Annotated in this window: 23 protein-coding genes; 15 read left to right on the forward strand and 8 right to left on the reverse strand. The window is 62.2% G+C overall.

Annotation, left to right across the window (positions count from 1 at the left end; all coding sequences use genetic code 11):
- Positions 1–6 precede the first annotated feature (6 nt).
- Together AAGQ88_RS09335 and AAGQ88_RS09340 are read left to right on the forward strand one after the other, a co-directional pair.
- Positions 7–1008: a FecR family protein gene (locus tag AAGQ88_RS09335; protein ID WP_342655083.1), complete on the forward strand. Its 1002-nt coding sequence runs from the start codon at positions 7–9 to the stop codon at positions 1006–1008.
- A gap of 156 nt (positions 1009–1164) precedes the next feature.
- Complete coding sequence (locus AAGQ88_RS09340) at positions 1165–3591, forward strand: TonB-dependent siderophore receptor (protein ID WP_342655774.1); 2427 nt, start codon at positions 1165–1167, stop codon at positions 3589–3591.
- Positions 3592–3725: 134 nt separating this feature from the next.
- Here AAGQ88_RS09340 and AAGQ88_RS09345 read toward each other — a convergent pair whose 3' ends face one another.
- A complete protein-coding gene (locus tag AAGQ88_RS09345) occupies positions 3726–5630 on the reverse strand; it encodes a sigma 54-interacting transcriptional regulator (RefSeq protein ID WP_342655084.1) in 1905 nt (634 codons plus the stop codon).
- 237 nt (positions 5631–5867) lie between these two features.
- On the opposite strand from AAGQ88_RS09345, the gene AAGQ88_RS09350 reads away from it, so the two are divergent.
- The 10 genes from AAGQ88_RS09350 to AAGQ88_RS09395 all read left to right on the forward strand — a co-directional run bounded on the left by AAGQ88_RS09350 (position 5868) and on the right by AAGQ88_RS09395 (position 15470).
- A complete protein-coding gene (locus AAGQ88_RS09350; RefSeq protein WP_062387355.1) occupies positions 5868–6350 on the forward strand; it encodes an MSMEG_0572/Sll0783 family nitrogen starvation response protein in 483 nt (160 codons plus the stop codon).
- 278 nt (positions 6351–6628) lie between these two features.
- A complete protein-coding gene (locus tag AAGQ88_RS09355; protein WP_342655085.1) occupies positions 6629–7606 on the forward strand; it encodes a Nit6803 family nitrilase in 978 nt (325 codons plus the stop codon).
- Positions 7593–8675: an MSMEG_0568 family radical SAM protein gene (locus AAGQ88_RS09360; RefSeq protein WP_342655086.1), complete on the forward strand. Its 1083-nt coding sequence runs from the start codon at positions 7593–7595 to the stop codon at positions 8673–8675. Before AAGQ88_RS09355 ends, AAGQ88_RS09360 begins: the two co-directional genes overlap by 14 nt.
- A 145-nt stretch (positions 8676–8820) precedes the next feature.
- On the forward strand, positions 8821–9381 hold the full coding sequence (locus AAGQ88_RS09365) for an MSMEG_0567/Sll0786 family nitrogen starvation N-acetyltransferase (protein ID WP_342655087.1): 561 nt from the start codon (positions 8821–8823) through the stop codon (positions 9379–9381).
- Positions 9374–10414, forward strand: coding sequence for a sll0787 family AIR synthase-like protein (locus AAGQ88_RS09370; RefSeq protein ID WP_342655088.1), 1041 nt, complete (start codon positions 9374–9376; stop codon positions 10412–10414). Before AAGQ88_RS09365 ends, AAGQ88_RS09370 begins: the two co-directional genes overlap by 8 nt.
- A gap of 1 nt (position 10415) precedes the next feature.
- Positions 10416–10736 (forward strand): MSMEG_0570 family nitrogen starvation response protein, encoded by a 321-nt coding sequence (locus AAGQ88_RS09375; RefSeq protein WP_342655089.1) that lies wholly within the window; start codon positions 10416–10418, stop codon positions 10734–10736.
- Positions 10737–10868: 132 nt separating this feature from the next.
- Positions 10869–12155 carry an MSMEG_0569 family flavin-dependent oxidoreductase gene (locus tag AAGQ88_RS09380; RefSeq protein WP_093467411.1) on the forward strand — a complete coding sequence of 429 codons (1287 nt, stop codon included), beginning with the start codon at positions 10869–10871 and terminating at the stop codon, positions 12153–12155.
- A 227-nt stretch (positions 12156–12382) separates the two neighbouring features.
- Entirely contained in the window at positions 12383–13114 is a 732-nt protein-coding gene (locus AAGQ88_RS09385; RefSeq protein WP_342655090.1) for a GntR family transcriptional regulator, read from the forward strand.
- Between the two features lie 152 nt (positions 13115–13266).
- Positions 13267–14556: an MFS transporter gene (locus AAGQ88_RS09390; protein ID WP_285425636.1), complete on the forward strand. Its 1290-nt coding sequence runs from the start codon at positions 13267–13269 to the stop codon at positions 14554–14556.
- Between the two features lie 68 nt (positions 14557–14624).
- Complete coding sequence (locus AAGQ88_RS09395; protein WP_342655091.1) at positions 14625–15470, forward strand: amidohydrolase family protein; 846 nt, start codon at positions 14625–14627, stop codon at positions 15468–15470.
- A gap of 95 nt (positions 15471–15565) precedes the next feature.
- Here AAGQ88_RS09395 and AAGQ88_RS09400 read toward each other — a convergent pair whose 3' ends face one another.
- The 4 genes from AAGQ88_RS09400 to AAGQ88_RS09415 all read right to left on the reverse strand — a co-directional run bounded on the left by AAGQ88_RS09400 (position 15566) and on the right by AAGQ88_RS09415 (position 22002).
- Entirely contained in the window at positions 15566–16021 is a 456-nt protein-coding gene (locus tag AAGQ88_RS09400; RefSeq protein WP_285425634.1) for an Hsp20 family protein, read from the reverse strand.
- Positions 16022–16147: 126 nt separating this feature from the next.
- Positions 16148–17620, reverse strand: coding sequence for an efflux transporter outer membrane subunit (locus AAGQ88_RS09405; protein ID WP_342655092.1), 1473 nt, complete (start codon positions 17618–17620; stop codon positions 16148–16150).
- Positions 17604–18770, reverse strand: a complete 1167-nt coding sequence (locus tag AAGQ88_RS09410; RefSeq protein ID WP_342655093.1) for an efflux RND transporter periplasmic adaptor subunit — start codon at positions 18768–18770, stop codon at positions 17604–17606. The genes AAGQ88_RS09405 and AAGQ88_RS09410 overlap by 17 nt, the downstream gene beginning before the upstream one ends.
- Positions 18760–22002 (reverse strand): efflux RND transporter permease subunit, encoded by a 3243-nt coding sequence (locus AAGQ88_RS09415; RefSeq protein WP_342655094.1) that lies wholly within the window; start codon positions 22000–22002, stop codon positions 18760–18762. Before AAGQ88_RS09415 ends, AAGQ88_RS09410 begins: the two co-directional genes overlap by 11 nt.
- Before the next feature lie 208 nt (positions 22003–22210).
- Here AAGQ88_RS09415 and AAGQ88_RS09420 point away from each other — a divergent pair, with 208 nt between their 5' ends.
- The 3 genes from AAGQ88_RS09420 (at position 22211) to AAGQ88_RS09430 (ending at position 23680) form a co-directional block, all read left to right on the forward strand.
- On the forward strand, positions 22211–22621 hold the full coding sequence (locus AAGQ88_RS09420; RefSeq protein ID WP_342655095.1) for a hypothetical protein: 411 nt from the start codon (positions 22211–22213) through the stop codon (positions 22619–22621).
- A gap of 113 nt (positions 22622–22734) precedes the next feature.
- The gene (locus AAGQ88_RS09425; protein ID WP_342655096.1) at positions 22735–23535 is read left to right on the forward strand and encodes a zeta toxin family protein; all 801 of its coding nucleotides are present in this window, start codon (positions 22735–22737) and stop codon (positions 23533–23535) included.
- Positions 23522–23680 carry a hypothetical protein gene (locus AAGQ88_RS09430; RefSeq protein ID WP_342655097.1) on the forward strand — a complete coding sequence of 53 codons (159 nt, stop codon included), beginning with the start codon at positions 23522–23524 and terminating at the stop codon, positions 23678–23680. Before AAGQ88_RS09425 ends, AAGQ88_RS09430 begins: the two co-directional genes overlap by 14 nt.
- A gap of 46 nt (positions 23681–23726) precedes the next feature.
- Here the strand turns inward: AAGQ88_RS09430 and AAGQ88_RS09435 are convergent, their stop codons facing one another.
- The 3 genes from AAGQ88_RS09435 to AAGQ88_RS09445 form a co-directional block, all read right to left on the reverse strand.
- On the reverse strand, positions 23727–25118 hold the full coding sequence (locus tag AAGQ88_RS09435; RefSeq protein ID WP_342655098.1) for a HAMP domain-containing sensor histidine kinase: 1392 nt from the start codon (positions 25116–25118) through the stop codon (positions 23727–23729).
- Positions 25096–25779 carry a response regulator transcription factor gene (locus AAGQ88_RS09440; RefSeq protein ID WP_093467438.1) on the reverse strand — a complete coding sequence of 228 codons (684 nt, stop codon included), beginning with the start codon at positions 25777–25779 and terminating at the stop codon, positions 25096–25098. The genes AAGQ88_RS09435 and AAGQ88_RS09440 overlap by 23 nt, the downstream gene beginning before the upstream one ends.
- A gap of 130 nt (positions 25780–25909) precedes the next feature.
- Entirely contained in the window at positions 25910–26815 is a 906-nt protein-coding gene (locus AAGQ88_RS09445; protein ID WP_342655099.1) for a formate/nitrite transporter family protein, read from the reverse strand.
- Positions 26816–26856 lie beyond the last annotated feature (41 nt).

The following is a 26856-nucleotide window of genomic DNA, read 5'->3' on the forward strand; positions in this document are numbered from 1 at the left end:
TTTTTCATGACGATGGACCGTGAGTGCGCATGCGGCGCAGATGCCGTGCGGGATCAGGCGGCCTTCTGGTTTGCCCGGTCGCGCGACGGTGCCCTCTCCCCGGAAGAGCATGCCGGCTTCCAGACCTGGCTCGCTCAGCATGACCAGCATGCCCATGAGTTCCGCTTGCTGCAGAATCTCTGGGGCGCGGTGGATCTGTTGCCCGATGCACGCCTTCAGGCGCTCTGCACAGCCGACGCGCCTGCAGCGTTGCCGGTGCCCTCAACGACGCGTCGATCATTCATCCGATACGCGGTCGCTGCCAGTCTGGTGGCGATGGTAGTGGCAGGGGGTGCGTACGTCGGCCTGAACCGGCAGCCTGATTACAGTGCCGAATTCGCGACGGTGACTGGCGAGCGGCGGCAGGTGGCGCTGCCCGACGGTTCAGTGCTCGATCTCAACGCGCGCACACGCATCAATGTGCATTTCTTCAACAAGCGCCGGCAGGTCGAACTGGTTCAGGGCGAGGCCATGTTCAGTGTCGAGCACGACACCTCGCGGCCATTCGTGGTGCAGACCGGCAACGGCACGGTAACGGTCACCGGCACTCGCTTCGATGTTCGACGCGATCAGGCGCGGACCTCTGTGGTCGTGGAATCCGGCACGGTCAAGGTCAAAGGCCGCGATGCGGAGCCGGGCAATCAGGTCACGCTCACGGCCGGACTGGGTTCAAGCATCGACGCCGCCGGCAACGTGACGCCGGCGGCTTCGGTGAACACGGCAGCGATTACCGCCTGGCGCAGCGGCAAACTGGTATTCGACAATGCCACGCTGAGTGACGTGGTGGCCGAGGTGTCCCGTTACCGGGAAAAACCGTTGCGGGTTGCCCAAGGAAAAACCGCCGGTCTGCGCCTGACCAGCGTGTTCAAGTCCGACGACACGGACGCGCTGTTGCGAGCCTTGCCAAGCATCCTGCCGGTCGCCGTCAGAACCCTGGCCGACGGCAGTCAGGAAATATTTTCGCGATAGATTCAGGTTTTTTCAGCGTCCTTCGTCTTCTTGTCCAACTGCGATTGCTTAGCATTCATAACAACGCAGATTCGCTCCGTATCTGGAACCTTCAGGACAAGACCCGACGTGAAAAACAACACACTCAATGCGCTTGAACTGGCCGTCAGCCGTGCGGTGGCAGGGCCGCAATCTTCCCGCTGGTTGCCCTGGGCGCTGGCGCTTGCGGTCGGCGCCAGTGCTGGCAACAGTTATGCCGAAAGTGCGCCTGCGGTCATTCATATCCAGGCGCAACCGTTGGGCGCGGCATTGAGTCAACTCGGACAGCAGACGTCTTTGCAATTGTTCTTCAGCCCTGATCTTGTCGTCGGAAAACAGGCACCAGCGGTCGATGGCAATCTGTCGCCCGAGCAGGCGTTGCGCTCACTGCTCAAAGGCAGCGGCCTGGACTACGAAATCTCCGACGACACCGTTGTGCTCAAACCTCAGGGGGCCAGCGCCTCGGCCACACCCGGCAATCTCGAAATTGCCCCCATGGAAGTGAACGTCGTCGGCGACTGGCTGGGCGACGCGGATGAGGCGGTGGTGCAGAACCACCCGGGGGCGCGAACCGTGGTGCGTCGCCAGGCGATGGTCGAGCAGGGCGCGCAGAACGTTGGTGACGTGCTGCGGCGTATCCCGGGTGTGCAAGTGCAGGAATCCAACGGCACCGGGGGCAGCGATATTTCCCTCAACGTCGGCGTCCGCGGGCTGACGTCGCGCCTTTCGCCGCGTTCGACTGTGTTGATCGATGGCGTGCCAGCGGCATTTGCGCCCTATGGTCAGCCACAGCTGTCGATGGCGCCGATTTCGTCGGGCAACCTGGACAGCATCGACGTCGTGCGCGGCGCGGGCTCTGTGCGGTACGGACCGCAGAACGTCGGCGGCGTCATCAACTTCGTCACCCGGGCGATCCCGGAAAAGCTTAGCGGCGATCTCAGCAGCACCATCGAGACCAGTCGTCACGGCGGCTACAAGAACATGGAAACCTTGTTTCTGGGCGGCACCGCGGACAACGGCCTGGGCGCGGCGCTGCTGTATTCCACGGTTAACGGGTCGGGCTATCGTTCGAGCAACAATGACAACGACATCGACGATGTGCTGCTCAAGACGCACTGGGCTCTGACCGAAGATGACGATCTGTCGGTAAATTTTCATTATTACGACGCCAAGGCCGACATGCCGGGCGGTTTGACCCAGGCGCAATACGACGCCAATCCCTATCAGTCCGATCGCGACTACGACAACTTCAGCGGCCGGCGCAAGGACGTTTCGATCAAGTACAAGCGCCAGATCGACGAGTCGACCCAGGCTGAAGTCCTGACCTATTACACCGACAGTTTTCGCGGCAGCAACATCGCGGCCCGTGATCAGCGCACGCTGGGTTCGTTCCCGCGCAGCTATCACACTTTCGGTATCGAGCCGAGGGTTTCCCACGTACTGGACCTCGGACCGACCACGCAGGAAGTCAGCGTGGGTGCGCGTTATCTGAAGGAAGCCATGCACGAGCAGGCGTCGCGACTGGGGCTGGTGAACAACACGCCCGTGGCGATTCCCGGATCAGACGGCCATGTCTATCAGGACCGCACCGGTGGAACCGAGGCGACGGCCTTGTACATCGATGACAAGATCGACATCGGCAAATGGACGGTCACGCCCGGCATTCGCTTCGAGCGCATCAGCACCGACTGGCATGATCGGCCGGTGCCCGGCACCAACGGCGTGCGGGTGCTGGAGAAAGATCGCAGCGTCAACAACAACGAGCCCTTGCCTGCGCTGAGCGTGATGTATCACCTCTCGGATGAGTGGAAACTGTTCGCCAACTACGAGACCTCGTTCGGCAGCCTGCAGTATTTCCAGGTGGCGCAAGGCGGCATCGGCAACGACACTGCCAACGGCCTGCAGCCGGAAAAGGCCAAGACCTATGAGCTTGGTACCCGTTACGACAACAGCACGTGGGGCGCAGAGCTGACGGCGTTCTTCATCGACTTCGACGACGAACTGCAGTACATCAGCAACGACGTGGGCTGGACCAACCTGGGCGCTACCAGACATCAGGGCATCGAGGCGTCGGCCCACTACGACCTGAGCGACCTGAATGCGCGCCTGCAGGGCCTGACCGCCAACGCCGGCTTCACCTATACGCGCGCCACGTACGAGGGCGATATTCCGGGTTTCAAGGGGCGTGACCTGCCGTTTTATTCGCGTCAGGTCGCGACGGTCGGGCTGCGCTACGAAGTCGATCGCTGGACCTACAACGTCGACGGCTACGCGCAATCCAGACAACGCGCGCCTGGCACCGGCACCAATGCGGACGGCAGCTTCAACGGCAACTACATCACCGAGCCCTCAGCTGACGGTCAGTACGGCAACATTCCCGGTTACGTCACCTGGAACCTGCGCGGCGCGTATGACTTTGGCAAGCAACTGTCGAACCTGAAACTCGCCGCCGGCGTGAAAAACGTCTTCGACCACCAGTATTTCACCCGCTCCAGCGACAACAATGCCGGCATCTACCTGGGCCAGCCACGCACGTTCTTCGTGCAGGCGAGCGTCGGGTTTTGACCCTCGTCACATGCAGTGACCAGAGCGCCTTCGGGCGCTCTTTTTTTTGCCGCTGCAGTGACCTTGATCACCCGCCGTTAACGGGCGTTGGGGTGGCGGCCGGGGCGTGCAGTGACATCTGCGCAGCTGCACGGTCACGGCACGTCAATGTCCAGCCGCTTCAGCCGCGAGGCCAGTGTCGTGGGTTTGACCCCCAGCAATTCTGCCGCGCCGCCTTTTCCGAACAGCTTGCCCTGCGCCGCCTTGAGCGCTGCGTGCATGTTGTTGCGCTCCAGGTCGCGCATCTGGTTTTCGGTGAGAAAGCCCTGTTCGAGCAGTGTCCCTTTGGAAAGGTTATCCGGGGTTTTCGGCTCATCCGGCAGGTCCAGGTTCAGGTCCGCGCCGGTTGAGGTGATCAGCGCGCGCTCGATCACATTCTGCAACTCACGAATATTGCCGGGCCAGGAGTAGTTCTGCAGCCGTTCGATATCACTGTTGCGCAGGCGCCGGCCTGGCATGTTCAGACGTTTACCGACCTGCTTGAGGAAATGCGCGGCCAGCGGCGCGATGTCCATCGGGCGGTCACGCAGGGCCGGTGACTGGATCGGAAACACGTTGAGGCGAAAGTACAGATCCTCGCGAAAATGTTTCGCCGCGACTTCCTGGCGCAGATCGCGGTTGGTGGCGGCGATGATCCGCACATCCACCTTGCGCGTGCGCTCCTCGCCGACGCGTTCGAACTGACCTTCCTGCAGAACCCGCAGCAGTTTGCTTTGCAGCTCCAGCGGAATCTCGCCGATCTCATCGAGAAACAGTGTGCCGCCGTCGGCGAGTTCGAAACGGCCGACCCGGTCGCGCACCGCGCCGGTAAAGGCCCCGCGGATATGCCCGAAGAATTCGCTCTCGAACAACTCGGTCGGAATTGCCGCGCAGTTCACCCGGATCAGCGGATGCGCGCTGCGCCGACTGGCCTGATGTATCGCCCGGGCGATCAGCTCCTTGCCGGTACCGGACTCACCGTTGATCAGCACGCTGGCATCGGTGGGCGCGACCACATCGATCTGTTTGATGATCTTCAGGATTGGCGCACTCTGACCGACGATTTCGCGGAAATTGTGCTCGATGTGGATTTCTTCCTGCAGGTAGGCGTTCTGCTCTTCGAGCCGGTGCTTTAGCACCTTCAGCTCTTCCAGCGCGGTCTGCAACTGGCTCTCGGTGGTGCGCCGCTCAGTGATGTCGCGAAACACCACGACGGCCCCGGCGATGCGCCCGTCGGAGATCACCGGCGTGCTGGTGAATTCCACCGGAAAGCAGCTGCCGTCGCGCCGCCAGAACACTTCCTGGCGGCCTTCATGCACCACGCCGTCATGCACCGCCTTGTAGATCGGGCATTCCTCGACCGGGTAATGGCTGCCGTCCTCATGGCTGTGATGATGGATGCGGTGGATGTTCTTGCCGAGCATGTCTTTGGGCGCCCAGCCGAGCATGCGCGCGCCGGCCGGGTTGACGAAGGTGGCCAGGCCATCGCTGTCGATCGCATAGATGCCATCACCCACGGAGCTGAGCAGCAACTGGTTGTCGCGCTCCGATTCCTGAAACAGATTGAGAATGTTGCGCCACTCGATCAGCCCGCCGCGCATGGTGCGTTCGGTGTGCGCCTGATCCTGCTGATACTTCTGCTGACTGGCCTCGCGCATTACCAGGATCAGTTGCGGGCTGCCTTTGATCTGCAGCGTGGTGGCCGACATTTCCAGCTCGATGCGCTCGCCGGTCTTGATGTTGCAACTCAGATCGTCGGTCCAGCCCCGGCCTTTGTCCATTACCGCCTGGGTGAAGACGATGAGATCCGCCAGTTGGTGACCGAACAGCTTGCTCACCGGCAGCGCCAGCAATTCCTGGCGGGGATAGCCCAACAGCTTGCAGGCGGCGATGTTGAGATCGCCGAAATGGTCGGAGAACGGGTTGAGGAGGGCGATGGCCTCGGCGCAGTGCTCGAAGACCATGTGCCGCGACGAATAAGCGAGGTCGGCCCAGCCGATCAGCGAATCGGGCTCGTTCATGACGAAATCTCGTGATTTGCGATTACGAATAATCGTATTTCTACGGGAATGCGTAATTTCCTGAAAGCATCAGAAATGCCCAGGAATAGCGGATCAGATGGCGATTTCTAGGAATATCAGGCGGTTACGCCTGCACTGCACATTCTTTTATTTTCTGGCACGGCGTTCGCTCTGGTCCTTGTGTCACCCGGTGATCGACCCAGACACCGAAAACACCTGAACCAACGGAGCGACGACATGCCAAGCGTAGACATCAACCACTATCAAGATGGCGACTTTCTGGTCAATTACGAAGAGAAGGTCTTCGAGGATGTCAAAGCCGAGCCGGGCGAAAAAGCCCTGCTGACCTTCCACACCATCGCGTTCGAAGGGTCGATTGGCCTGGTCAACATGCTTCAGGCCAAGCGCCTGCTGCGCAAAGGTTTCGAAACCAAAGTGCTGCTCTACGGACCTGGCGTGCAACTGGGTGTGCAACGTGGCTTCCCGACGCTGGGTGCCGAAGCGTTCCCGGGCCATCTGGCCGTGAACAACCAGATCAAGGCGTTCATGGCCGAAGGTGGCGAAGTCTACGCCTGCCGCTTTGCCTTGCAGGCGCTGTACGGCCAGACCGAAAAAGCCCTGATCGAAGGCATTCGTCCGATCAACCCGCTGGACGTCATGGACCTGCGTCTGCTGATGCGCCGCGAGGGCGCAATGATCATCGATACCTGGACGGCCTGACTTCCCGGTGATCGTTCCCACGGGGACCGTGGGAACGATCAACTGCACTGAGCCAGGTGGGAGCGAGCTTGCTCGCGAAGAGGCCGGTACATCCGCCGGAGAAGCAGCGGTTGGCATTCAGTCTTCGCGAGCAAGCTCGCTCCCACAAGTTGGGTGGTTGGAATTGATTCCCGAATCGCTGCAAATCCCGGTGGGAGCGAGCGTGCTCGCGAAGAGGTTCGCCACCGCGCTGAACGAAGTGGCCTCCAGCACTTTTAACGAAACAACAGGACAACCCCATGACCACCATCCGCGCCGCCGCCGTTCAGTTCAGCCCCGTGCTTTACTCTCGCCAAGCCACTGTCGACAAACTGTGCAGCACGTTGCTGGCGCTGGGGCGCGAGGGTGTGCAGTTCGCGGTATTCCCGGAAACCGTGGTGCCGTACTACCCCTATTTCTCCTTCGTTCAGCCGCCATTCGCGATGGGCAAGGAACACCTGCAATTGCTGGAACAATCGGTCACCGTGCCTTCCGATGTCACCCGCCAGATCGGCGAAGCGTGCCGGGAAGCGGGCATCGTCGCGTCGATCGGTGTGAACGAGCGCGAAGGCGGCACGATTTACAACGCGCAGTTGCTGTTCGACGCGGACGGCACGCTGATTCAACACCGCCGCAAGATCACCCCGACCTATCACGAGCGGATGGTCTGGGGGCAAGGCGACGGCTCCGGACTGCGCGCCGTCGACAGCGCGGTGGGTCGCATCGGCTCGCTGGCCTGCTGGGAGCATTACAACCCGCTGGCGCGTTATGCCCTGATGGCCGACGGCGAGCAGATTCACGTGGCGATGTTTCCCGGCTCTCTGGTGGGCGACATTTTTGCCGAGCAGATCGAAGTCACCATCCGCCATCACGCACTCGAATCCGGCTGTTTCGTGGTCAACGCCACGGCGTGGCTGGATGCCGATCAACAGGGCCAGATCATGCAGGACACGGGCTGTGCGCTGGGGCCGATTTCCGGCGGCTGCTTTACCGCCATCGTCTCGCCGGAAGGCAGATTGCTCGGCGAGCCCTTGAGAACGGGCGAGGGCTGGGTGATCGCCGACCTGGACCTGAAGTTGATCGACAAACGCAAACGCATGATGGACTCGGTCGGTCATTACAGCCGCCCCGAACTGCTCAGCCTGCTCATCGACCGCACACCCACCGCCAAGCTCCATGAACGCGCGGCCCACCCGATGATCCCTGCACGCGAGGAGCTCGACCATGCAGACCAATGAATTGCTCGCCGAACTGCAATGCCATGGCGTGCGCTGGCGGGCGGCGCAGAACGGCCTTTCCCGGCAGGGCGGCGCTGGCCCGTCGGACCACAAGGCGCTGACCTTCGGCGATCGGACCATGATGGTGCCGATCCTCAATCAGGCCTCCCAGAGCTCGCCGTATCAGGCGCAGCCGAGCGAGGACGGCAGCCTGGCGCTGATCTTCCGCGAAGGGTTGCAGGTGGGTCAGGTGAAGATGCCCGGCGTGCCGAACTTCTATGGGCTGAGCACCGCCGACGGCATTCCCTACTGGAAGATCGCCACCTTGCACAGCGCCGATGTGCTGGCGACCACCGTGCTGCAACACTGCATCCGCTTCAACGATCGCAGCACGTCGTGTCAGTTCTGCGCCATCGGCCAGTCACTGGCGGCGGGCAAGACCATCGCCCGCAAGCGCCCGCAGCAACTGGCCGAAGTGGCGAAGGCGGCCGTGCAGCTCGACGGCGTCAAACACATGGTCATGACCACGGGCACACCGCAGACGCCCGATCGCGGCGCGGCGATCCTGTGTGAATCAGCGGCCGCCGTGACCGCCGCGGTTGACCTGCCGATCCAGGCGCAGTGTGAGCCGCCGGACGATGACATCTGGTTCCAGCGCTTGCAGGACAGCGGCGTGGTGTCGCTGGGCATGCACCTGGAAGCGGTCACCGACGAGGTGCGCCAGCGCATCATGCCGGGCAAGGCAGAGGTGCCGCTGAGCCGCTATTTCGAGGCTTTCGAAGCCGCCGTCAAGGTGTTCGGGCGTGGTCAGGTCAGCACCTACATTCTGGCCGGGCTGGGCGACAGTGAAACGGCGATCACCGAGATGAGCGAGCGCCTCAGCGCGTTGGGCGTTTACCCGTTCGTGGTGCCATTCGTGCCCATCGACGGGACGCCGCTGGCCCATCACCCGAAACCCGACAGCGCGATGATGGCGCGCCTGTACCCGCAGATCGGCGCGAGCCTGCGTCGGCACGGTCTGCACTCGGAAAATATCAACGCGGGCTGTGCCAAATGCGGTGCGTGCTCGGCGCTGAAGAATCACGAATAGAACGTCGCCACGCCTGATAACAGGTGAGCCTGATGCGAACGGGTTTATCGGGTCGTTTCCTGTCGAAGGCACTGCGCTTCGCCAGCACGCTCGCTTGCACAGGAACGGGCCCGTACTTGAGACATTTGAATCTGGGAGACGGATCATGCAGAACCTGGCCTTTGCCCTCGTCGACAGCACGTTCGAGCCTTTTCGGGCTGGCGAACTGGTCGTCAAGCCTGCGACCGAAAACTGGGAAAAGCAGGCGTATTTCGCCCTGCGTCGCTCGGTGTTTTCCGATGAGCAACAACTGCTGCCGCAGGACAAGGACAGCCACGACTTCCAGGCGATCGCCATTGTCGCGCTGGCCAGCAGTTGCGGCATGGCCGATCAGGTGGTGGGCGCAGTTCGCATCTACCAGCCCGAACCCGGCCTCTGGTTCGGCGGGCGGCTGTGCGTGGCCCAGCCTTATCGCCGGCACAGCATGATCGGCAAGGCGCTGGTGAACGAGGCGGTATCGCGGGCCAAAGAGCTTGGTTGTCAGGTGTTCCGCGCAACCGTACAGGCGCCCAACGAAGGGTATTTCCAGGGGCTGCAGTGGCAGACGCTCGACCATCTGCAGTTGCTCGGCCAGCCCCACTGCCTGATGCAGGCGGATCTGGCGAGCTATCCGCTGATGCCGCGTCAGGTTTCGCTGCGCGCCTTGAGGGTCCCTCGCCATGGCTGACTCATTGGATTTGACTGCGCTGTTGCAGACGCTGCGCAGCACCCCGGCGATGCTGTCCAAACAGGCAATCCAGCAGCCGGCCGCTGTTCTGGGAGCGACGCCGAAAGCCCTTTCACGGGCCGAGCTCTATGCGCTGCCGGGCGACGACACCGCAGCGATTGCCTGCGGTGATCACTTTCAGTTGCTGGCGATCGAGGGCATGTTGCCGGGCTTCGTCAAGATGGCACCCTGGTTCGCCGGCTGGTCGGCGGTGATGGCCAATGTCAGCGACATCACTGCCATGGGCGGTCGCGCGACCGCGGTGGTGAACGCGTACTGGCACCACGACGACAGCGCAGCGCAGGAGATCCTCGCCGGGATCCGCGCGGCGTGCCAAGCCTACGGCCTGATGCTTGCCGGCGGCCACACCAGCCTTGCGCACGGCAATCCCACGGCGCTGGCGGTGGCGATCACCGGTGTCGCCAGCAAGCTGCTCTCGACCTTTCATGTCAGGCCCGGTCAGGTCATCGCCATGGCGGTGGATCTCGAAGGCTATTGGCATGCCGACAGCACGTACTGGAAAGCCTTCGAAGGCGTTCCCGCCGAGCGCCTGCGCAGCAAGCTCGAAGTGCTGCCGCGCCTGGCAGAAGCACAACTGCTGCAGGCGGCCAAGGACATCAGCAACGCCGGCGTGCTCGGCAGCCTGCTGATGCTGCTGGAAACCACCGGCTGCGGCGGCGATATCGACCTGCTGCAGTTGCCATGCCCGTCGGACGCCGGCGCGGATTTCGACTGGGCGCGCTGGCTGCAGGTGTTTCCCAGCTACGGCTTTCTCATGACGCTGGATGAGGCGGACTGGCCGAACGTGCAGGCCGCGTTCGCCTTCGAAGGGCTGCGCTGCGAGCGTATCGGTCACGTCACCGACACGGCCGAGCTCAGCGTTCAGCATGGCCTGCAGCGCCGTACGTTCTGGGACCTCAAGCAACAGCCGTTCACCGGATTCGGCTACGCCGATCTCGACCTCTCACCCTTGTCCGCTACCCAGGAGCACTGACATGCCCGCCGTCAATTTCAAGATTCGCTGGCCCAACGGCAAAGAAGCCGCCGGCTACTCGCCATCGACTGTGATCTACGAACACTTGCAGGAAGGCGCCAGTTACCCGCTGGCCGACTTTCTCGCCCGAATCGAAGGCGGCCTGAACAACGCCTCCGAGCGGGTGAAACAGGTCAAGGGGTTCTACTGCAGTTCGGCAATGGACACCCTCAGCATGCTCAAAGGGCAGGCTCATTATCAGGAAGACGGCCCAGTGCAGATCCTGAGCATGCGCACCGAAGGCGGCGGCCGGGTGACCGGTGCTGGCTGGAGTTCTTTTTAGTCTGCTTTTCAATCGGCTTTTCGATCTGAACCGGGCCTTGTGCGTACAGACGCTTTCCTCAGCCTGCGCATGAAGCCCTCGCCATTCCATCGATGTTTGCCCTACACAGTGCACCTCCCGGAGACCCCGACCATGCCCAGCTCAATCACTCCCCTCAAAATTCCTCACCACAGTGTGATCATCGTTGGTGGCGGGCAGGCCGGGTTGTCCGCCAGCTACTACCTGCAGCAGCAGGGCGTGGACCATCTGGTGCTGGAAAAACACAGCCTGACCCACACCTGGCGCAATCAGCGCTGGGATGCATTCAGTCTGGTGACGCCCAACTGGCAGTGTGCGCTGCCGGGGTATCGCTACAGCGAGGAGCATGGTGGCAAGGACCCTCACGGGTTCATGAAGAAGGACGAAATCAACGATTACCTCGCCGGCTTCGTCAACGCCGTCAACGCGCCGGTGCGAGAAGGCGTTGCCGTCAAGCGGGTGGTGCCGCGGGCGGCGGGTGGTTTCGAGGTGCACACGTCTCAGGGCGAATTCACGGCCGATCAGGTGATCTGCGCTTCCGGCGGCTATCACACGCCGATCATTCCGCGTCTGGCCGAGCGGCTCCCCGCCGGCATCACGCAGATTCATTCCGAGCAGTACCGCAACCCGCAGGCCCTGCCAGAGGGCAACGTTCTGGTGGTGGGGTCGGGGCAGTCAGGGGCGCAGATCGCCGAGGATCTGCACCTGGCCGGGCGCAAGGTGTACTTGGCCGTTGGCGACGCCCCGCGCTGCGCGCGCTTCTACCGTGGCAAGGATGTGGTCGACTGGCTGGCGCAGATGGGCTACTACCAGATCGGCGTCGACACCCATCCGTTGCGCGAAGGCGTGCGCGACAACACCAACCATTACGTCACCGGGCGTGATGGTGGCCGCGACATCGATCTGCGCAAGTTCGCTTTGGAAGGCATGGAGTTGTTCGGCCGATTGAATGATCTGCACGGCGAGACATTGCAGTTCTCGGGCAACCTGCGCGAGAGCCTGGACAGCGCCGATGCGGTCTATAACCGGATCAACGGCTCCATCGACAAATACATCGCCGAGCAAGGCATCGACGCGCCGGAAGGCGGGCGCTATGAGCCGGTGTGGACACCTGAGCAGGAACGCCACACCTTGAATCTGGCCGAGCAGGGTATCACCAGCATCATATGGTGCATCGGCTTCACGCCGGATTTCACCTGGGTCGAGGCGCCGGTGTTCAATGGTCGTGGTCATCCGGGCCATGTGCGCGGCGTGACCACGCAGCCGGGTCTGTATTTCCTCGGGCTGCCGTGGCTGTACACCTGGGGATCGGGGCGTTTCTCAGGTGTGGCGCGGGATGCGGAGTACGTGGTCGAGCACATCGTCGGCGCGGTTGAAGAGCGTAAGGTCGCCAATCGCTGAGTGCTGTCGGCGGCATGGACGCGGGGCGTCCTGTTATCGGCAGGGCGCCGTCTGCCATTCCTGAATGTCGCCGAGCTATCAGCTGTCAAGGATGGGCCGCCCTGAGTGCGCGAACCGCCGCTCATCTGCCAATGCCCGGTTTCACCCTTGACGATCATTTGTAACGGGACAATACTTCGCGCAGATTCATATAGATGACTAGATAAATACAAGAGCGAAGCGCCTCCATGAACCGTCTTTCGAGTGATGTCCGCCTGCCGCTTTACCAACGCCTGCGCGATCAACTGGCTGAGCAGATCGCCAACAACCGCTGGCGCCCGGGTGAAGCCATCCCCACTGAAGCTGCCTTGTCCAGCGAATATTGCCTGTCCACCGGCACGGTGCGCAAAGCCATCGACATGCTGGTCAACGAGCATATCCTGGAACGCCAACAGGGCCGAGGCACTTTCATTCGTCGGCCGCAGTTTCAATCTTCACTGTTTCGCTTCTTCCGCTTTCAGGGGCTGGCCGGTGAGCGTCAGGTGCCGGAAAGCCGCATTCTGTCCATCGAGCCGATGAGCGCGCCGTCTGCAGTTTCTCAGGCCCTCGGCCTGTCGCTGGACGCCCAGGTGATTCGCATGATCCGCCTGCGTCTGCTCGATGCGCAACCGGTATTGGCTGAAGAAATCTGGTTGCCGCAAGTGCAGTTCCAGACATTGCTGGAAACCGATCTGAGTCAGCACGGCCCGCTGCTCTATCCCATCTACGAAGAACTCTGCGGTCAGGTCGTGGCCTACGCCGAAGAGAGCCTCACCGCCGAGGCCGTCAATGATGTGCACGGGCGCCTGTTGCAGGTGCCGGCCGGCAGCCCGGTGGTGGTGATCGAGCGTCTGGCTCGCAATTACGCCGGTCAGCCTCTGGAATGGCGCCGCTCTCGCGGGCACGCCAGCCATTTTCGTTACAGCGTCGATATCAGATAGCCCGACATACCCTTTACCGTCGACCGCCGACCCGTGGGAGTGAGCCAGCTCAATCCCGCAGGGCAGCGAGCGGCCCATGCTTTCAAGCCAACCTGCCACCCAGAGCAGGCTCCACAACAACTGCCGCCTCACAACGTATAAGGACAAGAACCATGTTCAACTGGTATCGCCAAGTCACTCCTCGGGAGCGCAAGACGTTCTGGGCCTGTTTCGGCGGATGGTCGCTGGACGCCCTCGAAGTTCAAATGTTCGGCCTCGCGATCCCCGCGCTGATCGCCGCGTTCGCCCTGAGCAAAGGCGATGCGGGACTGATCAGCGGCGTGACGCTGATCACCTCGGCGCTGGGCGGCTGGGTCGGCGGCACGCTGTCGGACCGTTACGGCCGCGTGCGCACCCTGCAGTGGATGATCCTCTGGTTCTCGTTCTTCACTTTTCTCTCGGCGTTCGTCACCGGCTTCCATTCTCTGTTGATCGTCAAGGCGCTGCAGGGCTTCGGCATCGGCGGCGAGTGGGCAGCGGGCGCGGTGCTGATGGCGGAAACCATCAACCCCAAATACCGCGGCAAGGTCATGGGCACCGTGCAAAGCGCCTGGGCCGTGGGCTGGGGCCTGGCGGTGGGCGTGTTCACGCTGATCTACTCGTTCGTGCCGCAAGACATGGCCTGGCGAGTGATGTTCCTGGTCGGTCTGCTGCCTTCGCTGCTGATCATCTGGGTGCGTCGCAATGTCGAGGAGCCGGACAGCTTCCAGCGCCTGCAGAAAACCAATGCGATTCCGCAAAGCTTCTTCAAATCGCTGGCGGGCATTTTCCGCCCTGAGCTGCTGCGCGTCACGCTGCTCGGCGGCCTGTTGGGACTGGGCGCACACGGCGGTTATCACGCGGTGATGACCTGGCTGCCCACGTTCCTCAAGACCGAACGCAACCTGTCGGTGCTCAACTCCGGCGGGTACCTGGCCGTCATCATTTTCGCGTTCTGGTGCGGTTGCGTGGCCAGCGGCTTTTTGATCGACCGCATCGGCCGCCGCATGAACATCGTGCTGTTTGCCCTGTGCTGCGTGATCACCGTGCAGTGCTACGTGTTCCTGCCGTTGACCAACACCCAGATGCTGTTCCTGGGCTTCCCGCTGGGCTTCTTTGCCGCCGGCATTCCGGCCAGCCTCGGCGCGCTGTTCAACGAACTGTACCCGGCCGACGTGCGCGGTGCCGGGGTGGGCTTCTGCTACAACTTCGGTCGCGTGCTGTCCTCGGTGTTCCCGTTTCTGGTCGGGCACATGAGTGAATCGATGTCGCTGGGCTCCGCCATCGGCATCGATGCAGGCATCGCTTACGGGGTGGCCGTGATCGCCGCCCTGTGCCTGCCGGAAACCCGTGGCCGCAGCCTGGAAGACAGCGCCGCTGCCGCACAGGATTCGACCGGTCGCAAAGAGGCCGCCAGCGCCTGATGTTCCTTCCTGCGCGGCGGCCTGAGGCTTGCTTCAGGACGCCGCGCGATTTTCGATAGATGAGACCCATGTCCGAGACTTTTCCCTCGTCGATACTTGGCATCGACGGCCACGCACACGTATTCAGCAGGGAGCTGGATCTGACATCGGCAAGACGCTATTCACCCGACTACGACGCCACGCTGGCGATGTATCAAGGCAACCTGCGCACCCATGGCCTGAGCCACGGCGTGCTGGTCCAGCCCAGTTTTCTCGGCACTGACAACCGCTACTTGCTCGACGCCTTGCGTCAGGCGCCAGAACAGTTGCGTGGCGTGGTGGTGGTCGATCGCAGCGCAGACCGCGCCACGCTGCAGGAGATGGACCAGCTGGGCGTGGTCGGCATTCGTTTGAACCTGATGGGCAAGGCGCTGCCGGACTTTTCCGATCCGCAGTGGAAAACCCTCTTCAGCCACATCGCCGAGCTGGACTGGCATGTCGAGCTGCATCGCCATGTCGCGGACCTGCCGGGGTTGGTCCGCGCGCTGATGCCGTTCGGGGTGAAGATCGTGGTCGACCATCTCGGCCGGCCGGACGCTCGTCTGGGCCTGGACCAGCCTGGCTTTCGGGAACTGCTCGAACTGGCGCTGGGCGGTCAGCTGTGGATGAAGGTGTCGGGCATTTATCGCCTTGAAGGCGACGAGCGACAGAACCTGACCTTTGCCCGCGAAGCCTTGCCGCTGCTGGCGCAGAGCTTCGGCCCGCAGCGCATGGTGTGGGGCAGCGACTGGCCGCACACCCAGCACGAAGGCACGGTGAGTTACCGGACGGTGACGGAGCAGTTGCAAGCGCTGGAATGCTCGCCTCAGGTGATGCGTTCGCTGCTCATCGAGGCACCGCAGGTGCTGTTTGATTTCGCCCCGGTCGAGGCCTGATCAGGCGGTAATGCGCGGGGCAGGCGTCGGGCCGATCGGGGGCGCATCGTGCGGGAAGGCCAACCGTTCGGGCTTGCGCGGCCGGCGCTGGCGGATCAAGGGCGCATGAGCCGGTCATGACCGTCTCCGGGGCACTGGATCCTGATCCGTCTGGCGCTGGCGCCTTCCGGCACATTGCGCAGCAGGAACACGATCAGCAGGCCGTTTTCGAACGTCGCGCCCTGAACCTCAATGTGGTCGGCAAGATGGAACACCAGCCGAAACGCCCCGTGAGCGATGCCCTGATGCAGGTAGGTCGCACCTTCATCGCAGTGGGGGTTGCTTCCACAGACCGTGAGCACATCCTTTTCAAGCTTCAACTCAAGATCACTGGCGCTCAGCCCGGCCGCGGCAATCACGATCCGGTAATGGTCGCTGCCGTAGCGTTCGACGTTATGCGGCGGATAGCAAAGGGGTGTTTCGCTGTGCAGGGCAGATTCAAAGAATTCATTGAAGCGATCGAACCCCACGGATTGGCGGAACAGCGGCGCCAGTGCAGCAGTGGTGGCCATGTCAAAATCTCCTCAGCGTTTGCATGGTGATTAAGACGCGCGTCGTTTCTCGACGTCGCACTTAGCAGTTAGGCTCACCGGCTGGATTAATCAAGCGCCGCGCTGCAATCTCCCCTCAGATTTACGCTATCGGCGTGCAACATTCTGGCTATGCGCAGCCCAGGCGTGGCGCGTCGATTCCGTTGGGGCGTCTTGTGTACGCCAGCCACCGCCTAATGCGACGGCCAGACCGACACTGGCCTGCAACCGGCTGGTGTCCACCGCCTGCAAGCGTCGTTGTGCGTTCAGGGCGGCGGTCTGGGCGGTCACCACATCCAGGTAATTCACAGCGCCTGCCTGATAGCTGCTGGTCGCCATGCGTTCGGCGCTGTTCGCGGCATCCACCGCGGCCTGTTGGTCCTGCGATTCCTGCTGCAAGTCCTTCAGTTGACCCAGATTGTCTTCCACTTCACGCACCGCTTTGAGCACTTGGCTGTGGTACTGCGCGGCGGCTTCTTCAAACTCCGCCCTGGCCTGGCGTTCGTTGGCGCTGCGCCTTCCGCCGTCGAACAGCGGCATATTGACCAGCGGTCCCAACGCCCAGTACCGATTGGCCGCAGCGAGCAGATTGCCGCTGCCCTGGGTCTGCCCGCCGAGCAGTCCGCTCAAGCTGAAATCCGGATACCACGCCGCCTTCGCCACGCCGATAGTGGCGTTGGCGGCGAACACCCGACGCTCTGCCGCGGCGATGTCCGGACGTTGCTGCAGCAGATCGCCGGGCAATGCTTGAGGGATGTCAGGCAGTTTCAACGGCTGTGCGTCATGCACCAGCGTGAATTCACTGGGCAGCACGCCCACCAGTTCGGCAATCGCGTGTTCGCTGAGGTCGCTCTGGGCGTTGACGTCGTCCAGCTGCGCCTGCGCTTGCGCCAGCTGGCTTTGCGCGCGGGTCAGGTCAAGTTGCGAGGCAATCTTGCCTTCATAGCGATCCCGGGTCAGCTGCAGCGCCTGGCCATAATCGTCGAGCGACGCCCTGAGAATCTTCGCCTGTGCATCCAGCCCGCGCGCCTGAACGTAAAGCGTTGCGAGCTGGCGTTGCAGGCTCAGCCGCGCGACCGCCAGATCATCGGCAGACGCCTGAGCCTGTGCATCGCCTGCGGCGACCTGATTGCGGATCCGGCCCCACAGGTCCATGTCGAAGCTCAGGCTGAGACCGGCCGTGTCGCTGTTGTAGATCGAAGGCTGAGTGGTGCCGCGCAGTGGTCGGCGATCCGACTGGCGCTGACGCAATGGCGCGACACTGGCCCCGACCTGCGGGAACAGCCCGGCATGCAACTGACTGGCGTAGGCCTGTGAAGCATCGTAATGCGCCAGCGCCGCTGCCAGATCAGGATTCGCCGCGAGCAACCGCTGTTGCAGGTCGTCGAGCTGCCGGTCCTCGAACACCTGCCACCACTGGCGCTGGAGCTGGTCGGCGGGCTGTGCAGGGTGCCACGGGCCTGCGTCCTCCTTGTAATGCGCCGGCAGCGACACCGTTGGCGTCTGATAGGCGGGCGCCAGCGAACAGCCCTGCAGGGTTATGGCGATGATCAGGGCCAGACCTTCAAGCCTTGGGCGCATGCTCACCTCCGGCATCGGCCATGTGTACGGGGTCGTTCTCGCGCAAGGCGTCGGGCGGGTTGTCGATCACTTTGTCGGAGGCGTGCAGGCCTTGATCGATCAACAGCCGGTCGCCCAGGTCCATGGCGATATGGATGTCGCGCAGGTGCACATGGTCTGCTGCATCGAGGGTGGCGACCTGTGTGCCTTTGGCGCGGAAGATCAGTGCGCTGGCGGGAATGCTGACGCCCCGACCGCCGGCCGCCACGGGCAGGGTCGCGTCGGCATAATCACCGGGCAACAGCGAACCGTCCGGATTGTCGGCCACGAACTGCGCGAGCAGGGTGCCTGAGCGCGGATCGACCGCGGTGGAGTCGCCGAGCAGCGTGGCGTGGTACGTCACGCCCGGATGCTCAGGAACGCTCAGTTGCACCTGCATCGCGGGATGGATGACGCTGGCGTAATTCTGCGGGATCGGCACGTACAGGCGCAGGCGGCGCGTGTCGGCCATGCTGAACAGCGGACGGCCGCCGCCATCGTCAGCCTTGATCAACTGGCCGATGTCGGTGTTGCGCGCGGTGATCGTGCCGCTGAAAGGCGCGCGAATGGTTTTGTAAGCCGCGAGGTCCAACAGGCGCTGACAGTCTGCTTCGGCGGCCTGAACATCGGCCTTTGCCGCCGTGGCCGCGGACACCTTCTCGTCGACTTCCTGTTGTGACACCGAATGGGTTGCAAGCAGATGCTGCCAGCGCTCGGCGGTGGTCTGGGCGATCCGTGCGTTGGCCTGTTGTTGGGCCAGGTGCGCGCGGGTCAGCGCCAGTTGCTGATCCAGTTCGGGGCTGTCGATGTGGGCGAGCACCTGACCGGCCTGAACCTGCGCACCGATGTCGGCGCTCCAGTCTTTGAGGTAGCCGCTCACACGGGCGTTGATCGCCGCGTTGCTCCAGGCTTCGAGTCGCGCCGGCAAGCGCAGGGTATTTCCCTGAGCATTCTGCGACGGTGAGACCACGGTGACCACCGGCACCGACTGGCGCTCGGTCCAGTCCGCGACGGCGTGTTCGTGGCGGGTGCGCGCGGCCAGGCCGTTGGCGACCAGCAGCGCGGCCAGCGTCAGGCCGCCGATCCCGGTCAGCATGAGGCGTTTGCGCGTAGGGACGTGTTCAGACGACATGGGGTGTTTCTCCATCGATGGCGCTTGCCGGGGTGTCGGCGGATTGAGGTTTCGAGTGGCGGTGCACGAGGCTGAACACCACGGGCACGAACAGCAGCGTGGCCGTGGTCGCCAGAATCAGACCGCCGATGACCGCGCGTCCCAGTGGTGCGTTCTGTTCCTGGGAAAGCGCCAGCGGCAGCATCCCGATGATCATGGCCAGCGCGGTCATGCACACCGGGCGAAAGCGCGTGTAACCCGCTTCCAGTGCAGCGAGCAGGGCATCGCCATGTTCGGCCAGACGTTCCCGGCAGAAGCTGACCACCAGAATCGAGTTGGCCGTGGCCACGCCCATGCACAAAATGGCGCCGGTCAGCGCTGGCACCGACAGCGACGTCCCGCTGAGGAACAGCATCCAGACGATTCCGGCCAGCGCCGCGGGCAGGGCGGTGATGATCACGAACGGGTCGACCCACGACTGGAAGTTGACCACGATCAGCAGATAGATCAGCACCACGGCACCGAGCAGGCCGAGGCTCAAACCGCTGAAGGCTTCGTGCAGCGCGTCGATCTGACCGTGCAGGCTCACCACGGCGCCTTTGGGCCGAAGGTGCGCCATGCCGTCGATGACCTTCTGCACATCGGCGGCCACGCCACCCAGATCACGTCCCTGAACGTTGGCAAACAGGTCCAGCGTCGGTTCGATGTTGTAGTGGGTGACCACTGCCGGGCTGTCCACTCGCTTGATCGTCGCCAGCCCGCCGAGAATCTGCGACTGGCCGTCACTGCCGGTGATCGGCAAGGCTTCGAGGGTTGGCAGGCTGTCCAGCCGGTATTGCGGCGTGGCGGCGACCACCGAGTACGACACGCCGTTTTTCGGGTTGAGCCAGTACGTCGGCGCCACTTGCGAAGTCCCGGCCAGGGAAGCGCCGAGGCTGGTGGTCACGTCTTTCTCAGTGATGCCCAGCTGCTTGGCGCGCAGGCGATCCACGTTCACTTGCAGCGACGGGTAACCGGTGGACTGCTGAATGCGCAAGTCGGCGATCCCGGGAACATGCTCAAGCCGACGTTGCAGCTCCAGCGCATACGCGCGGTTGGCTTCGCCATTGGGGCCGGAGATCTTCACGTCCAGGGGCGCCGGATTGCCGAAGTTGAGAATCTGGCTGCTGATGTCCGCCGGCAGAAAGGCGAACTGGCTGCCGGGGAAGCTCTGCGGCAGGGCTTCGCGCAGGCGTTTGACGTAGTCGGCGGTTGGCGCGTGGCCTTCTTTGAGGGTGACCTGAATGTCGCCGTCCTGTGGGCCGATGGTGCCGCTGCTGCTGTAGGCCATGTCGATGCCGCTGAGGGGAATGCCGATGTTGTCGATCACCGTTTCCAGTTGATCAGCGGGAATGATCTCGCGGATGCGCTGTTCGATCCGGTCAAACGCCGCTGCACTTTCCTCGATGCGTGTGCCCAGAGGCAGACGCACATGCATCGACAGCGCGCCCGCGTCGGTGGCCGGGAAGAAGTCCTCGCCCAGGCTTGGCAACAGCGCAAAACTGGCGAGCACACAGGCGAGAAAACCGAGGAGGAAGACCGTGCGACGCTTCAGCGCCAGCCCAAGCAGGCCGTGGTAGACGTCACGAATCACCGAAAAGCGATGCTCGAACCCTTGCTGAAATCGCAGCGCGCTACGCAGGAAAAGGTTGTGCTGACGGCCGTGCTGATCGCCTTCGTGATGGTTGATGAACGCATCTTCCGGATGGTGGCCAGGGCCGCCTTCCAGCACATGGGGCTTGAGCAAAAACATCGCCAGCGTCGGCACCAGGGTGCGCGACAGCAGAAAGGAGCTGCCCATGGCGAAGATCACTGCCAGCGCCATCGGCCGGAACAGGTAACCGGCGATGCCCTGCAACATGAACATCGGCACGAAGACGATGCAGATGCACAGCAGCGACACGAACGCGGGGCCGACGATCTGCCGCGCGCCATCCATGATCGCGTCCTTCACCGCCTTGCCCTGTTCCAGGTGCCAGTTGATGTTCTCGATCGTCACCGTCGCGTCATCCACCAGAATCCCCACCGCCAGTGCCAGGCCGCCAAGGGTCATGACGTTGAGTGTCTGACCGCTGAGCGCCAGCAGTGCGATGGCCGACAGAACCGCCAGGGGGATCGAAGCCGCGATGATCAGCGTCGAGCGCCAACTGCCCAGAAACAGCAGGATCATCACGCTGGTCAGCAGTGCGGCAATGATGCCTTCGCGGGCAACGCTGCCGACCGATTCCTTGACGAATACCGAGGCATCGCCGAGCAGGGACGTCTTGAGCGCCGGCGGCAGGGTTTCGTTGATCAGCGGCAGCATGTTGCGGATGTCGTCGACAATCGACAGGGTCGAAATATTGCCGTTCTTCAACGCAGGCATGAGCACCGCGCGACGGCCGTCGACGCGCACGACGTTGGTTTGCGGCGGCGAGCCGTCACGCACGTGGGCAACCTGGCCGATGGTGATCAGCGCGCCGTCCACGGTCTTGATCGGCAGGTCGTTGAGTTCGTCGATGGCCTTGGGGCTGTTGTTCAGCAGCACGGTGTATTCGTCGCTGCCCATTTTCGCCGTGCCCACTGGAATGATCTGATTGCCCGCAGCCAGGGCATTGCCCACGTCTTGCGCCGACAGGCCTTTGGCCGCCAGCGCCTGCGGGTCGAGGTCCAGGGTGATCTGACGCTGTCTGCCGCCCATCGGCGTCGGCATCGCCAGCCCCGGCACGGCGCTGAGCGGCAGACGGATGCTGTTCTGCACCAGGTCGCGGATGCGCGCTTCCGACAGCGTCGGGCTGGAAAACGCCATCTGCAGGATCGGTACCGTCGAGGCGCTGTAATTGAGGATCAGCGGCGGCGTGATGCCGGCCGGCATCTGCTTGAGCACGGTCTGCGAGACCGCCGTTACCTGGGCGTTGGCCGTCCGGATATCGACGCCCGGCTGGAAGAAAATCTTGACGATGCCCATGCCCGGCAACGATTGCGACTCGATGTGCTCGATGTCATTGACCGTGGTGCTGAGCGAGCGCTCGTAGGTGTAGATCACCCGACCGGCCATGGCATCGGGCGACAGGCCGGCGTATTGCCAGACCACCGCGACCACCGGAATGCCGATGTCGGGGAACACATCGGTCGGCGTCTTCACGGCCGCCATCGGCCCGACGATACAGATGAAAATCGCCAACACGATGAACGTGTATGGCTTGAGCAATGCAGTCTTGACCAGCCCGAGCATGCCGGAAACCTCCCATTTCGAATCAGCGCAGTCTTGTTGCGCCGACCTAACAGGCAGCTTTCGAGCGAATGAACAAATAGTTAGTCCGGTGCACAAGGAGCTTTCATGGGGGATTCATTTGTTGTTCATGCGGGCGCCGCGCAGCCTTGGCCCCATCGAAATTCACCCTGCGCCACAGGGACTTTTTCAACTGCCGAGGTAGGTGTTCATGAAAGCCAGATCGTTGTTGTTTATCCCCATGTTAGGACTCGTCAGCGTGCTGTCGGCGTGTGCCGGGCCCATGCCCAAAGCCGACCCGAGCGAAGCATGGATCGGCCTGCAGGAAGAGCCTTCCGGGGTATTGATGGCCGAGGATCTGGACGGCAAGCGCCTGAATGACGGCCGCTATTTCCAAGTCAGACCCGGCGCCCACACCCTCGACCTGGACCTGATCGTGGAGCGGGGCGGGGACGACGGGCAAATGAATTGCGAGACGGGCATTCGCTTCGGCCAATTCAAAGCGGGCGAGCATTACACGCTGGTGGAATCGAGCCTGGGCGAAGAGTACCGGGTGAAGCTTGAAGACTCGCAGGGGCACCAGATTGGGCGCAGCAAGGATTTCACCTGTATGCCGGGGTGACCTGACGTTTTCTTCATCAGTTGTTTTGCTTGAGCCCATGGCGGGAACGTCATGGGCTTTTTGTGTGAATGATGCCCAGCGCGTCCTGTTTCGTTTTGTTGAGTCGGATAGGCGTGTCCAAGGCGATCACCAATAATCCCCACCGATTGACGCGTGATGAACTCAACGAAAGGAAGCTGAGAGCAATGGGGCCAGATGATCAGAGAATTGCAGATGAAGCGCTGCTATTCGCTAAAACACATAGAAGGGAGATTGCGAAGAGGCTGACGGATATTGCGATTTATGTGCCGGAAGAGTATCCGGTTTCGATATTTATGGCAGGCTCGCCCGGAGCGGGGAAGACAGAGGCTTCGTTGGAGTTTCTGGCCAGATTCGAAGCCAGATCGGTTCGAATCGACCCTGATGTGTTGAGGGCTGAGATACCTGCCTACACAGGAGGCAATTCGTATCTGTTCCAGCGTGCCGTTTCGGTTTTGGTGGACAAACTTCACGACCAGGTTTTGAAGCAAAATCAGTCGTTTCTATTGGACGGCACGTCGGCGAACTTCGAGACGGTAGCTCGTAATATTCGCAGGTCTTTGAAGAGGGGCCGATTCGTCCTGATTTTGTACGTTTATCAAGACCCTGGATTGGCGTGGAGATTCGTGACTGCAAGAGAGCAGGTAGAGGGCCGTAACATTCCTTTGAGCGAGTTTGTCCGACAGTATTTCAGCGCCCGCGACGTTGTGAACCGACTCAAGATAGAGTTCGGTCACGCAGTCACAGTCGACATTCTTATAAAAAATGAGAGCGGCTCAACACGCCTCTACAAGGAGAATATCCAGCGCATTGACGATCACGTACCTGAAATCTATGATCAATCCTCGCTTGAAAGGATGCTGGACGACATGAGGGATATCAATGAACCCGTCTGAAGAGAACGGCCAGGAGATGAAGAGGTCATTGTCCGACTTCGTGCGCAATGCGACCTCCGAAGAAAAGGAACGCGTCTATCAGGAGGTCATGAAAAAGGCGTGGGAGCGGCAAGATCGGATCATCGAGAAAGCCCGTAACATGTGACCTGAAATCAAAACGACAAAGCCGCCCCTGAGGCGGCTTTGTTGTATCACCCCAACGCCAGCACCTGCCGACATTCCAGCACCAGGCTTGCGCCGCCGGAGGGGCTGTTGCCGATGCGCAGTTTGAAGCCGTGCAGGTTGACGATCGCCGCGACGATGGACAGCCCCAGGCCGAAGCCGCTTTGCTGATTGCCTGTCTCGCTGCGGTAGAAACGCTTGAAAACCGCTTCGCGTTCGGCGTCGGGGATGCCGGGGCCGGTGTCCTGTACTTCGATGAACGTGGTGTCGCCTTCGGCCCGGGCGATGACCAGCACCTGACCGCCCGGCGGGGTGAATTTGATCGAGTTGCTGAGCAGGTTCGACAGGGCTTCGAACAGCAGCGCGCGGTCGCCCACTACCGGCGGCAGGTATTCGGCGACTTTCAGTTGCAGCGAGACGCGGCCTTCCTCCGCCAGCGGCAGGTAGAAATCATGCAGTTCCTGCAGTAACGGCAGCGGATCCAGCTGGCCGAAGGCCGAGCGACGCTGATGATCTTCCAGCTCGGAAATCCGCAACAGGCCGCGAAAGCGCGCCATCAATGTATCGGCGTCGGCGATGACCTGGGCCATTTGCTCGCCTTGCGCGGAGTCTTCCGGCGATTGCTGCTGAATCCGGTAAAGCTGCGCGCGCAGGCGGGTCAGGGGCGTGCGCAGGTCATGGGCGATGTTGTCGCAGACGCCCTTGACCTCGTTCATCAACCGCTCGATGCGGTCGAGCATGGCATTGACGATGTCGGCGAGCATGTCCAGCTCGTCGCGTCGATCGGACACCGGCAGGCGTCGGGTCAGGTCGCCGGTGACGATGGCTTCCGCGCTCGCCTGAATCGCACCGATGCGCCGCAGCGGCCGACGTCGCAGCAAATGCCAGCCCGCAGCGCCCGGGATGATCGTCAGTGAGATGCCCCACAGCAGCGCCCGCAGGATCAGCGTGGTCACGGCGAACAGCGAGCCGTTGTCGCGCACCAGCACCAGCCAGCGTTCATCGAGGGTGTGAATGGCCACCGCATCGCAGCTGGCACGGGGCAGATCGGGGTCGTCAGAGTCGATGCAGGTGTCCAGTTCCTGAATCTCGCCGGTGAGCTTCAGGCCCTCGGGAACCTCGCGGATCGGCCCGCTGATGGGTTTCAGGTCTTTGTCGAAAAGCCCGTAGGCGTCGACCGAGCGCATGTCGAACTTGTCGCTGGTGGCCAGTGCGTCATCGAGCTGCGCGCCTTCGAATCGGGAAAACAGCTGCTGGCGCTGCATCAGCGAATGGCGGGCGAGGGTGTTCAGATAACTGGTGACTTCCCAGTACAGCACCCCCATGAGGATGCTGCTCCAGGCCACGAACAGAAAACTGTACAGCGCCAGCAGTCGGCTGCTGGAGGAGCGCCAGCCCTTAGACGGGTTCGGCAATGACATAACCTGAGCCTCGAACGGTACGTATCAGCGGCGTCAGGGTAGGAGGATCGATTTTCTTGCGCAAGCGACCGATGTGCACATCGATGAGGTTGGTGCCGGGGTCGAAGTGATAACCCCAGACTTCCTCGAAAATCATCATGCGGGTGATGATCTGGCCGCTGTTGCGCATCAGGAATTCCAGCAGCTTGTATTCGGTGGGCAGCAGGTTCAGCGGCTGGCCGGCGCGGCTGGCTTCGCGGGTGATCAGGTTGAGCTCCAGATCGGCGACCCTGAGCATGGTTTCCGCCTGAGTAACGGGGTTGCTGCGGCGCAGCAGGACCTCGACACGAGCAGCCATCTCGTCGGATGCGAACGGTTTGGAGAGATAGTCGTCGCCCCCGGCGCGCAGACCGCGGACCCGTTCATCGACGTCGGACAGGGCGCTGATCATCAGGATCGGCGTGGCAATGCCCAGTGCGCGCATGGTGGTGACAATCGCCAGGCCGTCGACCTCCGGCAGCATGCGATCCAGGGTGATCAGGTCGTAATCTCCGCTCACCGCGCGCACCAGGCCTTCGCGGCCGTTGTCGACCCAATCCACCTGAAGCCCGTGGCTGCTTAACTCAGCCACGATTTCCTTGGCGGTGACGGCATCGTCTTCGATTGTCAGGATTCGGGTCATTGGATGTCTGAACCACGTAGTGACTGAAGGCCATATTTTGCCTTTAAACGTAGCCAAAATTTCTTAAAAATAATTTAAGAAGGGCGAAGGGCATTGTTTTCAGCTCAACACAAGGTCTTGCGACTCTGCGTCATACGCCCTTGCGTCCGTTGTCTTCCCGATCCTGCCCCGTGGCTTGCTTGCGCTGCGGCCCTTGCTTCTTCGGCGCGCCGCTCTCGCTGCGAATCTGCGCATGGCTGATCAACGCGAAGATGAAGCTGCCACCGATGATATTGCCGGCCAGGGTCGGGCCTGCGAACACCATCCAGAACTCCCTCCAGCTCAGCTCGCCGGCGAAGACCAGGTACGACACTTCCGCCGAACCCACGACGATGTGGGTGAAATCGCCCAGTGCCATCAGGTACGTGATCATCACGATGATCACGATCTTGGCGTTCTCCATCGACGCAATCATCCAGACCATCGTCGCGATCATCCAGCCTGAAATGATGCCCTTGGCAAACATCGTGTTCACATCGTTTTCCATGACCTTGCGGCCGATCTCGAGGAAAGCCGCGTCAGTCTTTGGATCGAATATCGGCAGATGGAGCATGACGTAGGCCACCAGCAGGGTGCCGCACAGGTTGCCCACCAGCACCACGCTCCACAGCCGGAACAGGCGACCGATATTGCTCAGGGTGAACTTGGTCATCACCGGTAGAACCGCCGTGATGGTGTTTTCCGTGAACAGTTGCTGACGTGCCAGGATCACCGCCAGAAAGCCTGCGCTGTAACCAAAGCTGGCGATGGCCTTGAAACCTTCGCCGTCGGGGAGTCTGGAATTGAGCAGCCCCATGGCCATCAGCGAAAGGCCCATGGTCAGACCTGCTGCCAGTGCCGACCAGAACAGCGCCGCGACGTTGCGCTCAAGTTCCTGATCGCCCTGCATGCGGATCGTCTCGTGCAGAACGGCGGCCCGGGGCGGCTGGTTTTCATCGATATCGCGTTCTTCTTCGGGCGTCAGGCCCGGGGTCTTGCCGTCTTGTTCAGTGTCCATGCTGCTTCTCTTGGGTAGTCTGGCGGTTTGCTGAGGGAGAC

This window comes from Pseudomonas sp. F3-2, assembly GCF_038804275.1.
Taxonomy (GTDB): Bacteria; Pseudomonadota; Gammaproteobacteria; order Pseudomonadales; family Pseudomonadaceae; genus Aquipseudomonas.